The organism is Planococcus sp. TJ-307 (assembly GCF_058268435.1).
Genome location: NZ_JBZDOJ010000001.1, coordinates 466,727 through 479,648, shown reverse-complemented (window position 1 = coordinate 479,648; position 12,922 = coordinate 466,727). Strand labels below are relative to the sequence as shown.

At 43.9% G+C, this 12,922-nt stretch carries 15 protein-coding genes; 3 read left to right on the top strand and 12 right to left on the bottom strand.

Annotated features, from left to right (window positions below):
- Positions 1–62: 62 nt before the first annotated feature.
- From AC4EHK_RS02360 to ytvA, 4 genes are all read right to left on the bottom strand, one after another.
- A complete protein-coding gene (locus AC4EHK_RS02360) occupies positions 63–881 on the bottom strand; it encodes a manganese catalase (RefSeq protein WP_490977194.1) in 819 nt (272 codons plus the stop codon).
- Positions 882–923: 42 nt separating this feature from the next.
- Positions 924–1,193 (bottom strand): hypothetical protein, encoded by a 270-nt coding sequence (locus AC4EHK_RS02355; protein WP_490977193.1) that lies wholly within the window; start codon positions 1,191–1,193, stop codon positions 924–926.
- A gap of 168 nt (positions 1,194–1,361) precedes the next feature.
- Positions 1,362–1,781, bottom strand: a complete 420-nt coding sequence (locus AC4EHK_RS02350) for an organic hydroperoxide resistance protein (protein ID WP_490977192.1) — start codon at positions 1,779–1,781, stop codon at positions 1,362–1,364.
- A gap of 63 nt (positions 1,782–1,844) precedes the next feature.
- Positions 1,845–2,690 carry a YtvA family blue-light photoreceptor gene (gene ytvA / locus AC4EHK_RS02345; RefSeq protein WP_490977191.1) on the bottom strand — a complete coding sequence of 282 codons (846 nt, stop codon included), beginning with the start codon at positions 2,688–2,690 and terminating at the stop codon, positions 1,845–1,847.
- Positions 2,691–2,795: 105 nt separating this feature from the next.
- Here ytvA and AC4EHK_RS02340 point away from each other — a divergent pair, with 105 nt between their 5' ends.
- Both AC4EHK_RS02340 and AC4EHK_RS02335 read left to right on the top strand, forming a co-directional pair.
- Positions 2,796–3,500, top strand: a complete 705-nt coding sequence (locus AC4EHK_RS02340; RefSeq protein ID WP_490977190.1) for a type 1 glutamine amidotransferase domain-containing protein — start codon at positions 2,796–2,798, stop codon at positions 3,498–3,500.
- A gap of 54 nt (positions 3,501–3,554) precedes the next feature.
- On the top strand, positions 3,555–3,758 hold the full coding sequence (locus AC4EHK_RS02335) for a hypothetical protein (protein WP_490977189.1): 204 nt from the start codon (positions 3,555–3,557) through the stop codon (positions 3,756–3,758).
- Positions 3,759–3,847: 89 nt separating this feature from the next.
- Here the strand turns inward: AC4EHK_RS02335 and AC4EHK_RS02330 are convergent, their stop codons facing one another.
- The 7 genes from AC4EHK_RS02330 to AC4EHK_RS02300 all read right to left on the bottom strand — a co-directional run bounded on the left by AC4EHK_RS02330 (position 3,848) and on the right by AC4EHK_RS02300 (position 11,454).
- A complete protein-coding gene (locus AC4EHK_RS02330; protein WP_490977188.1) occupies positions 3,848–4,093 on the bottom strand; it encodes a hypothetical protein in 246 nt (81 codons plus the stop codon).
- Positions 4,094–4,178: 85 nt separating this feature from the next.
- Entirely contained in the window at positions 4,179–5,375 is a 1,197-nt protein-coding gene (locus AC4EHK_RS02325; protein ID WP_490977187.1) for a S1C family serine protease, read from the bottom strand.
- A gap of 14 nt (positions 5,376–5,389) precedes the next feature.
- Positions 5,390–6,256, bottom strand: coding sequence for a peptidylprolyl isomerase (locus AC4EHK_RS02320; RefSeq protein ID WP_490977186.1), 867 nt, complete (start codon positions 6,254–6,256; stop codon positions 5,390–5,392).
- Positions 6,257–6,386: 130 nt separating this feature from the next.
- Positions 6,387–7,790 carry an ATP-binding protein gene (locus AC4EHK_RS02315; protein WP_490977185.1) on the bottom strand — a complete coding sequence of 468 codons (1,404 nt, stop codon included), beginning with the start codon at positions 7,788–7,790 and terminating at the stop codon, positions 6,387–6,389.
- Positions 7,771–8,451, bottom strand: a complete 681-nt coding sequence (locus AC4EHK_RS02310; protein ID WP_490977184.1) for a response regulator transcription factor — start codon at positions 8,449–8,451, stop codon at positions 7,771–7,773. Before AC4EHK_RS02310 ends, AC4EHK_RS02315 begins: the two co-directional genes overlap by 20 nt.
- 105 nt (positions 8,452–8,556) lie before the next feature.
- The gene (locus tag AC4EHK_RS02305) at positions 8,557–9,570 is read right to left on the bottom strand and encodes a YcjF family protein (RefSeq protein ID WP_490977183.1); all 1,014 of its coding nucleotides are present in this window, start codon (positions 9,568–9,570) and stop codon (positions 8,557–8,559) included.
- A 63-nt stretch (positions 9,571–9,633) separates the two neighbouring features.
- On the bottom strand, positions 9,634–11,454 hold the full coding sequence (locus tag AC4EHK_RS02300) for an LTA synthase family protein (protein ID WP_490977182.1): 1,821 nt from the start codon (positions 11,452–11,454) through the stop codon (positions 9,634–9,636).
- Positions 11,455–11,704: 250 nt separating this feature from the next.
- Here AC4EHK_RS02300 and AC4EHK_RS02295 point away from each other — a divergent pair, with 250 nt between their 5' ends.
- Entirely contained in the window at positions 11,705–12,328 is a 624-nt protein-coding gene (locus AC4EHK_RS02295; RefSeq protein WP_490977181.1) for a flavodoxin family protein, read from the top strand.
- Positions 12,329–12,380: 52 nt separating this feature from the next.
- Here AC4EHK_RS02295 and AC4EHK_RS02290 read toward each other — a convergent pair whose 3' ends face one another.
- The gene (locus AC4EHK_RS02290; protein ID WP_490977180.1) at positions 12,381–12,911 is read right to left on the bottom strand and encodes a histidine phosphatase family protein; all 531 of its coding nucleotides are present in this window, start codon (positions 12,909–12,911) and stop codon (positions 12,381–12,383) included.
- Positions 12,912–12,922: the final 11 nt, after the last annotated feature.

Genomic DNA, 12,922 nt, shown 5'->3' with positions numbered 1-12,922 from the left:
CCCCAAAAATAAAGGCTGCCCCAAAGCCATTGTTCGTGACTTAGGGACAGCCTCTCAAAAAATTATTTTAATTTGTCTTCAGGCAATGAATTGTGAGCTTGTGGTGGTGCCGGTTTTAGTTCTGGCTTCACGCTAAGCGGTTCTGGTTTGCCGAATGTGAATTCATGGCCATCTGGTGCAGGCTCATGCATCCATTTCAAATCTTTGCTGCTTTCAGAATTCGTGTAAAGAATATGTGAATATTCGGTTGCTTCCCATTCCGGCGGAAGCGTGCCAGGCACAATTGGGCCTTCTTTTGCTTCTAGTTCTTTAATAGCTGCGAGCCACTGGTTTTGGTGCATCGTGTCACGCGCCAATAAGAATGAAAACAGGTCTTTTACGCCTTTATCGTCTGTCATGCTGTAAAGACGGGCTACTTGCAGACGGCCTTGTGATTCGGCATTGACGTTGGCACGAAAATCAGCCAATAAGTTTCCGCTCGCTACGATATATCCAGCGTTCCAAGGAACACCGTTACTGTCTTTTGGAGAAGCACCTAGACCATGAACGATGGCGTGCTGAGGGTTCATGCCGCCCATGATGGCACCAACAATCGGATCGCTTGCAGCTTTTTCCTGCTCGTAAACAGGTGCCCCTTCAAGGAGTCTTGCTACCAAAGTCGCCAGCATTTCAATATGCCCCAACTCTTGTGTTCCTGTATCCATCAGTAAATCTCTATATTTTTCGTTTCCTCTTGTGCTCCACCCTTGGAATAAATATTGCATGGCAACTGACATTTCACCAAATTGTCCACCAATCAGTTCCTGTACTTGCTTTGCGAATACCGGATCTGGAGAGTCCGGTTTAGCATGATATTGTAATTCTCCTGTGTGAAAAAACATAAATAAAACCTCCTGTTTGATTTTAGTTTTTATCGTTGGAGCTCACTTATCCTCGTTCTTTGGAATGGTATCTTTTGGATGCCCACCGTCATAATCAGAGTCATTTCCACCTGAGTTGTAGGAATTGCTGGTCGAATGTTCTTGCTGTTTGTTATTGGATTTGTTTTTTTGAGCTGAAGCATCCTCAGGATGTCCGCCGTCGTAATCAGACTCGTTTCCGCCTGCATTAAATTGTCGATCATTGTGTTTCGAATTTGTTGAAGCAGGTTCACTTTCCAGGGAATTCTGCTGTTTGTTTTGCTTTTCACCCATTCTGCCATCCTCCTCCTCAAAATTTAATAACTCTGCACTCTCTTTTTACCCGGCTGTTTCTTTTTAAAACCATATTTTGTATTTTCCCAGTTTTTCTCAACATGTGTTTTTATGATTGAGCACAAAAAAAGCCGGAAAGATTTTGTTTTCCGGCTTTTTTCGGCTTTCTTATACTATTTTCAATTCTACGTCAACGTTGCCTCTAGTCGCTTTGGAGTATGGGCAAAACGCGTGAGCTTTTTCGACAAGATCTTTTGCTGTCGCCTCATCTACACCTTCTAAATGGGCATTCAAAGTAACACCAATTTTGAATCCGCCATCAGCTTCGTCTTTCAAGAAATGAACGTCGGCTTTGATGGAAGTGCTGGAAACTTCCGCTTTTTCTCTTTTGATGATCAAGTTTAATGCACCATCGAAACAAGCTGAATAACCTGCTGCAAATAATTGTTCAGGATTCGTGCCTTCTCCGCCTGGACCGCCCAATTCTTTTGGCGATACTAATTGAAGATCCAATACATTGTCTTCGGAAACGACTCTGCCTTCGCGGCCGCCAGTTGCTGTAACTGTTGTTGTAAATAATGCTGACATTTTTCCAACCTCTTTCCTGATTTGTATTTGGGAACAGGTAAAACTTACCTCTTATCGCAATCCTTAGTCAACTGATATGTTCCCGCCTTCTGTTTCCAGTGTAATAAAGTTCAGTGCCTTTTCAATTGTTGAGAACGTGATCAATCGGCTATCGCGATCTAAATCAGTAGCAAATTGCTGAGCCGCCACCGGGGAAATGCCTGTTACATAAAGCTTGCTTCCCATAATACGCAGTGCATCATAGATTTGCATAAACCAGTAAAGCGGTGATTTTTCTGTCCACGATAAACCAGTAATATCAATGATGGCATGTTCAATCCGATGTTCTTGAACATATTCACATATTTTCACTTTCAGCGTCTCAAAGCGCTGGAAATTCATCGTACCGACTAGCGCAACAGTCGCAACATTCTCCTGAATAGATAAAATAGGCAGCATGAGTTTCTCAATTTCGCTTTCACTGGCCATAATGGCCTGCTGCTGAGAACGCTCCAAGGTAATGTCCGTTTGCGTGCCGATAAAATACAGGTTGTTGTCTATATGGACAGGTTCAATCGCGAGACGATTCCAGAAAGCAGAACCATCTTTGCGGTAATTGAGCAAGGTCAATACAACTTTTTCTTCATCGGCAATTGCTTTTTTCATCTTTTTAATATCTTCTTTTGCTGTATCAGGTCCTTGTAAAAACCGGCAGTTGCGCCCAATTACTTCTTCTTGATTATATCCAGTCATTTCGATAAAGGTTTTATTTGTATAAATAATTGGATTGTCGTGTTGTGATGGATCCGTCACTATTGTACCTACTTTACTTCCATCGATCATTGCTTCAAGCAAGGTTACTTGGGTTTCTTGGGTTAGCTCTTTCAAGCGGTCCACCTCTTCTTTCGTTTCATTTAATAAATGTAGCATAATTTTTCACTCATTTCCAAGTCCATGCTAACTGCAACGTTTCAAGATTTTTCCTACAGGGTAAGTGAAGAAACAAGGATGTTTTATTAGTGGGAGGAAGATATGATGGCAAAAGTATTAGCAGTTTTATCAAATGGCTATACGGATGAAGAAAATAATTACGTGACCGGCTGGTGGGCAGAAGAACTTTTCGCGCCTGCGTTAGAACTTGAAAAAGAAGGACATGTTGTTCGACTGGCATCCATCAACGGCGGCAAGCCTGTTGTTGACCCAATCAGCCTTAGCGCAGATTACGATCCAGATGGCATTTATAAAAAGCAATACGAGTCAGGCATGGCAGACAAAACAACACCAATTGTTGACGTTAAGGCCAGTGAATACGATGCTATCATGATAGTTGGCGGACATGGCGCGATGTTTGACCTGGCACATAACGAAGACTTGCATGCAGTCATCAATATTGTTCACGACTTAGGTGGGATTGTCTCGGCAGTTTGCCATGGCCCAGCACCGCTTGTATATACAAAAACCAAAGAAGGCCGCGGAATTCTCGACGGACTTAAAGTCACTGGCTATCCAAACGACAACGAACCGGAAGAAGTGGTCGATCTATTGCCATTTAGCTTGGAAGATGAATTGAAAAAAATTGCAGACTACCACGAAGAAAAAGAACAGGACGCTTATGTTGTCTGGGGCAGCAAACAAATTCTTACAGGACGCGACCCACAATCCTCTCAGCTGTTTGGCCGTGAGTTGGCACAAAAGCTATCTCAGCGTGAACTGCAGGCAGAAGAAAAGTTTCAGGATTAACCTTTAGCTATTTGGGGTAAATATAACTATAAGTAAGTTCGAGGAGGCAGTTAAATGAGTAATAGCGATAAAGAAGATTACATGAAGGAAACCGAAGCAGAGGCCAAAAGCCGTCCGCCCGAAGATAAAGAAGGAATCCAAGAACCAAAAACTACCGGTTACAAACCATTGCAAATCGGCATTATTATCTTTGTGGTTCTAGTTCTTATCATTGTCGGATTCGGGATTGGAACTGATTGGTTCGGTGTTTTCAGCTAAGTTCTGTAGTGCATAATTTTTAGTTTTTTCCATACAAAAGGCTTCCCACTATGTGGGAAGCCTTTTTCAAATTTTTATAATACTCATTTTTAGGACAGTGCGGCTGAAAACATGCCGCTTCGCCGGTCTGCCTTATGCCCGGCAGAGCTACACGGGCGCTTACGCTTTTCTTCATTGGCCAGACTCCAGCGCCCAGCTCTTTGGGTCATAAGCCAACCCGACTGTGCGGCTGAAAACATGCCGCTTCGCCGGTCTGCCTTATGCCCGGCAGAGCTACACGGGCGCTTACGCTTTTCTTCATTGGCCAGACTCCAGCGCCCAGATTCTAGGGTCATAAGCCAACCCAGCTGTGTGGCAAAGAACGCCACTTTGCTGGTCTGTCTTATGCCCGTCGAATCTACACGGGCGCTTACGCTTTTCTTATTCAATACTCTCTGTTAACGGGAGTTCGAAATTCATGATTTCTCCGTTTCTATAGGCTTTTACGGTTAGTGTATCGCCGACTTCTGTTTCGTTGTAGAGGTATTGGCGAAGTTCAAGCACTGAATTTACTGGGTTTCCGTCCATTTCAACGATGACGTCATAAGCTTTCATCCCTGCTGTTGCTGCTCCAGAACCTTCGACTACTGATTCAACGACGATGCCGCCTTCTACTTCTGCAGGCAAGTTCAACTGGCTCGTACGGTATTGTGCTGGCACTTCAGCCAAATCGACAATAGCAACGCCCATGGATGGACGATCTACAGCGCCTTCTGCTTCCAGATCTGAAATAATTGGAATGGCTGTATTAACCGGAATGGCTAGCCCAATGCCTTCTACAGCATCCTGCGCAATTTTCATGGAATTAATGCCAATTACTTGGCCCTCGGCATTAATTAAGGCACCGCCGCTGTTCCCTGGGTTAATGGCAGCATCTGTTTGAAGAACTTCAGACTGCCAATCTTCCGTGCCGTCCTGATTTACATCGATTGGCACTAAGCGCTCAGTTCCTGAAATGACACCCGTAGTTACCGATCCCGAAAACTGGAGTCCTAAAGGGTTGCCAATCGCAATAACCGGCTCGCCGGCCTGCAATACAGAGGAATCTCCAAATTCTGCTACCGTCGTGATCATGTTTCCTGGAACTTCCAACACAGCCAAGTCAGTCCAAATATCTGTACCCAATACTTTGGCATCAAGTTCTGTGCCGTCAGACAAGGTCACCATTACTTCTTCTGCGCCTTCCACAACGTGGTTATTGGTAACGATATATGCTGTATCACCGTCTTTTTTGTAAATGACGCCCGAGCCTGCACCGGCTTCTTGCGATTCTGCATCTTCACTGGTCTGTGAAGCAAATGGGTTTTGCTGTGCTGCCTGTAAATTGGAAACGCCGACTACAGCATCTGTGGTTTGTTCCACGATTTCTGTCACATCGGAAGTGACAACAGTTGAGGTGGTTTGCAGCCCGCTGACAGACTCAGTTGTTGATGCTGCTTCACTCTCTCCTAGATCTGCATCAGTCACTCCCGGGAGAATAACCCCAACCAATAATGCTCCTGCTATCAATCCCGTAAAGCTGGATGCAAAATAACCTTTCTTCGTTCTTTTCGGTTCGTTTGAATTATAGTACCCCATGTTTATTTCCTCCTCTATTCTGTCAATGTATTGACAATGTCATACGACTCAGTTTTTTCTGCCAACCATTCTGCATATTTGGTATTCAATGCTTCATCAAATAAGGTTTCCTTAATCTCTTCCGTGCTGTCTTCCAAATTTGCGTCAACAGCTTCGGTTTTTCCAGTCACTTGAATAATGTGGAAACCGTAATCCGTTTGGACAGGATCACTGATGTCATCCACTTCCATACTAAATGCTGCCTCTTCAAACTCTGCTGCCATTTCCCCGGCTCCAAATGCGCCAAGGACACCCCCGCTTTCAGCATTAGCTGTGTCTGTAGAATATTCCGCTGCAAGTTCGGCAAAATCGCCTCCATCATCCAGCTTTGCTTTTACTTCATCGGCTTCTTCTTGAGTCGCTACCAGAATATGGCTCGCCTCTACTTGCGAAGGCTGTTCGAACGATTCTTTATTTTCTTCGAAATACGTATTGATCTGCTCGTCTGTTATCTCGATATCCGGTCCAATAATTTTTTCAACCTTCAAGTACGTTTCCATTTCCGCTTCCAGGTCCGCTATCGACATGCCACTTGATGCAAGGGCCTGTTCAAGCGCCTCTGTGCCGCCGTAACTCTCTTCATAAACCGCCATTTCCGCATCAAGCTCTTCCTGCGTTACTTCCACCTCTGCATTTTCCGCTTCCTGATTGACGACCTCAGTGGAAATCATGGAATCAAGTGTTGCGGCTCCAGCAGAAGCTACCATTTTGTCATAAAGTTCATCTTTCGTTATTTCTGCATCTCCTACCGAAGCCACTGTTTCATCTCCTGAAAATGCCACCATCATAAAAATAGCTGTTGCCGCCAGTACGCCAATTGCGATGTATAAAAATTTTTTCATGTATAATTCCTCTTTTCCTAAGTTCTTATACATAGCTTATCAAGCAATTATGAATAAACTATGACCAGAGTTTTAACAAACATGAAAAGTTTCCTATGCAAAAAAATGACTTGGGATAGTTGCTCCCAAGTCATTCCTTATGCGGCAGACGGATGATGAATTTCGTCCCGTGCCCTTTTTCGCTTTCAACATGGATTTCTCCGTTGTGCAGCGTCACCAACTTTTTAACGATCGATAATCCTAATCCGAACTGGCCGCTCCCGCGGGATAAATCCGCTTTATAAAACCGGCGCCAAATCAGATCGATTTCCTCCACGTCAATTCCTGCGCCATCATCTTCCACGGTAATCACCATGTGATTCGGTTCAGAATGCGTCATCAAGGAAATGGTGCCGTTCTCCGTAAATTGAATAGCGTTTTTGACAATATTCATCAATATCTGAATCAGTCGATCCATATCCCCAAAGATGATATCCCCTGGCTGAGAATGGATAACAATCGCATTGCCTTTTTCTTTTGCCTGCAGATAAAGCTGTTCCTGAATAATTTCCAGCAGTTCATCCGCGTCAATCTCTTCTTTTGTCAGTTCCACTTGATTGGACCGTATTTTCTCGTAATCCAGATTTTCGTTGACCAGCCGCATTAGCCGCTTGGTTTCCTCGCTCGCCAGGCGGATGCCTTTTTCCCGCTGGCCTTCTTCAATCATATTGTTCCGCAGCCCTTCAATGATGCCTGCGATCGTCGTTAAAGGGGTCCGCATTTCGTGAGATACATCCGCCATAAATTGGCGGCGGCGGTTTTCCAGCCGATCGATTTCCTCGTTGGAATGTTGCAGTTTGGCAGCCATTTTGTTGAAGTCGTGCGCCAAGTCACCAAATTCGTCGAAATTCGATTCTGGCAAGTTAACATCATAATGGCCTTCACTGATCATAGAAGTCGCTTTGCGCATGCGCTGGATCCTGCTAACATGCAGTTTCGACAACCACAGGCTAAGCAGCAGCGCAATCGCCAGAGCGATTAAAATAGTGGTGATTAAGGTTTTATTCAATTCCGCAATCATTTCGCTGATGCCACTGACAGGAGAGGCAAGCAATACGCCGCCAGCCAATTGGTTATTCTCGAAATAAGGCATGGCCACAAATGTAACGGTAAAGTCGAAACGCTCAACGTCACGATTGACTACCAGCGTTTCTCCCTGTTCGATGACATTCCATTCTTCTTGCGTCAACTCTACTGGTGGAAATGCGCCAGCTACCGGATACAAAATACGGCTTTGCTGATCAAAGACAATAAAATTGATATTCTGTGCTCCAAGAATTGAGACATAGGATTGCAGGTTGGTGCCCGGCCGAGCACGTTCGAGTTCTGCAATAATCTGTTCGCCGTAATTTTCCAGCTCTTCCGCTTTTTCGTTGTAAGCAAAATCATCCACGTAGCGGACAAATAAAATACTTAAAATCAAAAAAGCAATCAGCAAGATGCTCATATGGCTGGCAATCAGCTGATAGAAATACTTAATTCGTGTGTTCTTCAAATTTATAGCCAACTCCCCATACTGTATGGAACAGCTTGTCCCCGTCATCAATTTTCTTGCGGAGGCGCTTGATGTGAACATCTACTGTCCGCTCATCGCCATAAAACTGGTAGCCCCATACCTGCTCCAACAATTGTTCCCGGTTGAACACTTGCTTCGGATGCTGCAAGAAAAAGACCAACAAATCAAATTCCTTAGGTGTCAGGCTATCAACTTCCCGACCATCTTTCAGAATGCTTCGCGTTTCTTTGTTGACGGTAAAATGAGCCGTTTGGATAAGGTCCGACAGGGGTTCCGCTTTTTGGGTTCGGCGCGTGACTGCTTTGACGCGGGCCATTAGCGTCAGTGGACTGAACGGCTTTGTCACGTAGTCATCTGCACCCATCTCAAAACCAATGACCTGGTCCGATTCGCTGTCTTTCGCCGTCAGCATGATGATTGGGACTGCACTTCCTTCTTCACGGATCTTTCGGCACAGCGCGATGCCATCCATTCCCGGAAGCATCCAGTCCAGAATCAGCAAATCGTATGAGCCATCTTTGTATTTCCGGTAACCTTCCAGTCCATCGGCTGCAAAATCGCCCTGGATGTTTTCTTTCGAGAAAAACAATTCAAGCATGGAGCTGACGCTCGGGTTATCTTCCACAACCAATATTTTCATCCCGCACCTCCGTCTATCTTTCTCCTAAAGGTAAATGACAAATCCGAAAGACGCAAGCAAATTGAAAAACCGCCCTTCCGTATAGGAAGAGCGGTTCGGCAGCCCTTAGGCTTTTTTCTCGCGTGTTTTAAGCTTTACAAACAAGTCGCCAATCATATCATAATCGATGGCGATATTATTTTCGTAGGCATATTTCACACCATAGCCCAGCGCCAATGTCATAGATGAAGCGACAGTTCCACCAATGATGGATCCAGCTCCTGGAATGAACTTCAGTGCCTGCCGGTAAATGGTGTGTCCAATTGTTTGCGTTGCTGTGATGACGATCATGTCTTTCGCCGCTTTTTTAGTTAGCGGTTTGTCATAAAGATTCGATAATTTGATAATCAGCCCAACCTGCAGCGTGGTTAATGGCAATACATCTGAACCTGGGATTGGCGATGCTCCAATAACACCTGCTGAAACTCCCGCTCCAATGATCCAACGCGTGGCAGCAGAAGATTTTTCTTTCAGGCTTTTGGCGAAGAGCAGGTCCTTACCCTTCTTTTCGAGCAAAAAAAGAATCTCCCTCTTTAAGGTTTCCAAATTTTCTTCTGTTTTCGAAGAAATCGGAATGATTTTGTATTTATTTCCTGTATGATCTTTGACGAACTGGACGATGGACGGAATGTTTTCCGCTGCATCAATTTTATTCAAAACAATCAGGATGTCTTTGTTGTGCTTCTCAATTTCCTTAAACTTCTCTTTTTCACTTTCAGAAAACACGGTGCCTGCCGCGTTCAGAAAAAATAACACAACATCGGATTTCTGCACAAACTCCAAGGTTTTTTTAGGATTTTCGTCATTCGGATCGTTCAACCCCGGCGTATCCATAAATTTGATGTTTTCCAGACCGCGAATATTATAAGGATCTACACTGACCGTTTCACCTGGCATCGGATTCGTACTGGCAATATCTTCTCCAATAATCTTGTTGACAGTGGAAGATTTGCCGGCATTAACCTCGCCGATTAAGGAAATTAAAAGCTCTTGATCGAGCGCATCGTTGACTTTTTTCATTTCGTTTTCAAACATTTTGTCCATCGCTTGCATCACTTCTTTTTCAAACTCTTTTACCATAGACTTTTCCCCCTCATCTCTTGCTTACTGTCTATTATAGTAGTTTCTCTTTCCCTGAGGAAATTATTCCTCGATATAGTCTTTTAATAAAAAGTCTGCATAGTTCATCAAGGTTTGAGTATCATCAATGTGCTTTTGGGCTTCGCTGTTTTTACTGCGTTTCTCCATGCTTTTCAAATCATAAAGTACTCCAGACAATTTGGCTCCGGGTGCTTTATATAATTGTTCCGACTGGATATAAGATCCTCCAGGCAAATAATAACGCATGCCCAGTAAATTCTTTTTGTATTGAAACAGGTTGTGGCCCATCATTGGCTCTTCGTGTTCGACACCGAGCAAAGCCAGAAGCGTTGGCATAATGTCCGTCTGTCCAGCCAGACGTGTCATTTTGCTTTCTTCGAAAAGATTTCCTCCTGTAAAAATCAGCGGAATGGTGTATTGGTCTTTTAAAGAATAATCATGCCCTAAAAAATTGCCCAATAGCGCTTGATCTTCTCCTGTTACCAGCGTGCCGTGCATTCCAGAATGATCGCCGAAAATGGCGATCAGGGACTCGTCGTAAATTCCTTGCGCCTTTAATTCTTGAATAAATGCACCAATTTGTTCATCTGCATAGCGAATGGACTGCAGGTAATTGCCGATATACATGTCTTCGTATTCTACCGGCAGTTTTAGATACTGCATGGATTCTGGCATGTCGAACGGAGTATGGCTCGTGACCGTCACGATATTCGCATAAATGCGATCGTAGGTTTCGAGCTGTCTCGGCAATTCGTTTGCCACAAAATCGAACAAGACCTCATCAGCTGGACCAAAACCTACTTTTTTAATGTCGGGAAGATCATCGATGGAAAAAATCTCTTCATAGCCAAGAACCGGATAAAGAACGTCTCGGTTCCAAAATGTTATATCATCTGCATGATAAGTAGCCGATCCGTAGCCTTTTTCTTTCAGTGTTTGTGCCAAAGATGGCGCTTTTTTTCCAGTAAGGCTGTTTGCTGTAGGAATCATGCCTTGCGGATACAATCCTGTGTTGGTCATCCATTCGGCATCAGAAGTTGTCCCTGCTCCAACCTGCTGGAAGACATTAGAAAAATAAGCACTTTCATTTAAAAGCTTGTTGAGGTTAGGAGTAATTTCCTGACCGTTCAAGGTTCGTCCAATTACGAAATTCTGCAATGATTCTACTTGGATAACAAACAAGTTGCGGCCTTCCGCAATCCCAAAACTTTCCTGTTCAGTGACGTTTACATATTCATTGCCTTTCAGCTCTTCCAATTCCTTTGCGGACAGTTTGCTCGAAGACGCATGGGCAGTTTCCGTTGAGCGGTTATACAATTGGACTACTTGCGACTGCAGAAATCCATTTTCTTTCGCGAAATAAGAAACATCGATGACGGGCTGCTTGATGGCATAGACAATTGTAACCGCACATACCGCGGCCATCCCGGCAACTACATACTTCATACCGCCGGTCTTTGCAGGTTGCTCCCAGTGCCGTGCAAGGAATATGAGCAAAATCGCATCCAAGAAAAACAAAAAATCCCACGGTGTTGACAGCATTGTGATTGTGCCGCTGACAGAACTTGATTGGGTGAGCTGCTGCAAATCATAATAGGAAGGAATCGTGGAATAATAGCGAATATAAAGCGTGACTGCAAAAAAAATAACCGATACCAGCAAATTGAAAACCCAAACTGTCCGCCAAAGATGGTTTTTAGCCAACAGCAAAACTATCGATAAGAACAAAGCCCACATAGGAAATTCAATCAATGCAATATGTAAAATCGATTTGGTATCAAAAATCAGCACGCGAAAAGCACTCACTTTAATTAACAAGAAAAGAAAAACTAATACATAAGGCAGTACATCTGTTTTTTTCATTTGGAACACCTCTATTCTTCAGCAAACTATCTAAATTGAATGGTGCATATATTTTTTTAAAAAGGGAATAGAAACTATGTAAGTTGAGCTAAGCCTTTTCGCCTGTCGATATTTCACTACACCTTCATGAGAATAGGGAAATCCAAACCTTCCGTTATTCTACCATTTTTACATTGGTGCATTCCAGGCATATAGGAAGCTCTACATTCGTATAATTTTTTCAACAGAATCAATTCAAAGGAGAGATAAAATGCAGACATTGAAAGCAGTTTTTCTTAATACTTCATTAAAAAGTTCAACAGAACCTTCTCATACCGAAGGATTTATTCAGGACGTTCAATTCCATTACAATCAGCTGGGGGTTGAGTCTGAGGTTATTCGTTTAGCGGATTACAAGATTGCCTATGGTGTTCAAGACGACATGGGGGACGGAGATCAGTGGCCACAAATTCTTGAAAAAGTACTGGCTGCAGATATTGTCGTGATCGGCACACCCCTATGGCTTGGAGAAAAAAGTTCACTCGCTACCCAAGCAATTGAACGCCTTTATGGCAGCAGTAGCGTGACCAATGATAAAGGCCAATCTATTTTCTACAATAAAGTAGGCGGAGTGGCCATTACCGGAAATGAAGACGGCGCCAAACACGCCGCTGCTTCTATTCTCTATGGACTCTCCCATATCGGCTTTGTCATTCCACCTAATGTAGATGCCTATTGGGTAGGTGAAGCAGGTCCTGGCGACTCTTACATGGATGCGGGACGAGACAACGAATTTACTCAGTCAGCGATCCAACGCCTTGCCTACAACACCTACCACTTAGCAGGAATGCTAAAAAACAACCCGATTCCAAATGAAGGAAACACATTGGAATAACTGTAAATAGTCCAACCGGCGGCATTCACATGTTGCCGGTTTTTTCGTAAAATCATTCCCATACACGTTTTACAGAAAGGTCGCCGCCGCTTATTTCTACCTCGTAAATATCTGGATTTGTCAGCCTTTTCCACTCTGAAAAACCATAACTCTCATCAATTTGTTTCAGCAGCAATCCTAATAAATTTCCGTGAGTCACTGCTGCGGTTTTATCTTCCATTTCATTCAATACAGCCATTGCGCGATCTGTTGCTTCTTTTCCCGATTCACCACCGGCAAATTTTAAATCGGCATCCTTAAAGGAATCCTCCAGTTTTTCCATCCAATCCGGCAAATCTTCAGAACTCAATACCCGCTCTGCCAACCGATCATCGATTTCGATCGGCAAGTTCATTCGGTCAGCAGCTGGTTCGATGGATTGAATGGCACGCGTAAAAGGGCTTGAGATAAAGTGAATCACATGCCGATGCTGCAGAAATTCGGCTAAATCTTGCGCCTGCTGCTTACCTGTTTCAGTCAATTCTGCATCGGGCGCCTGCCCCGTTGCCTGGCAATGTCTAATCAAATAAATCGTTTTATTCATGATTCCCCACC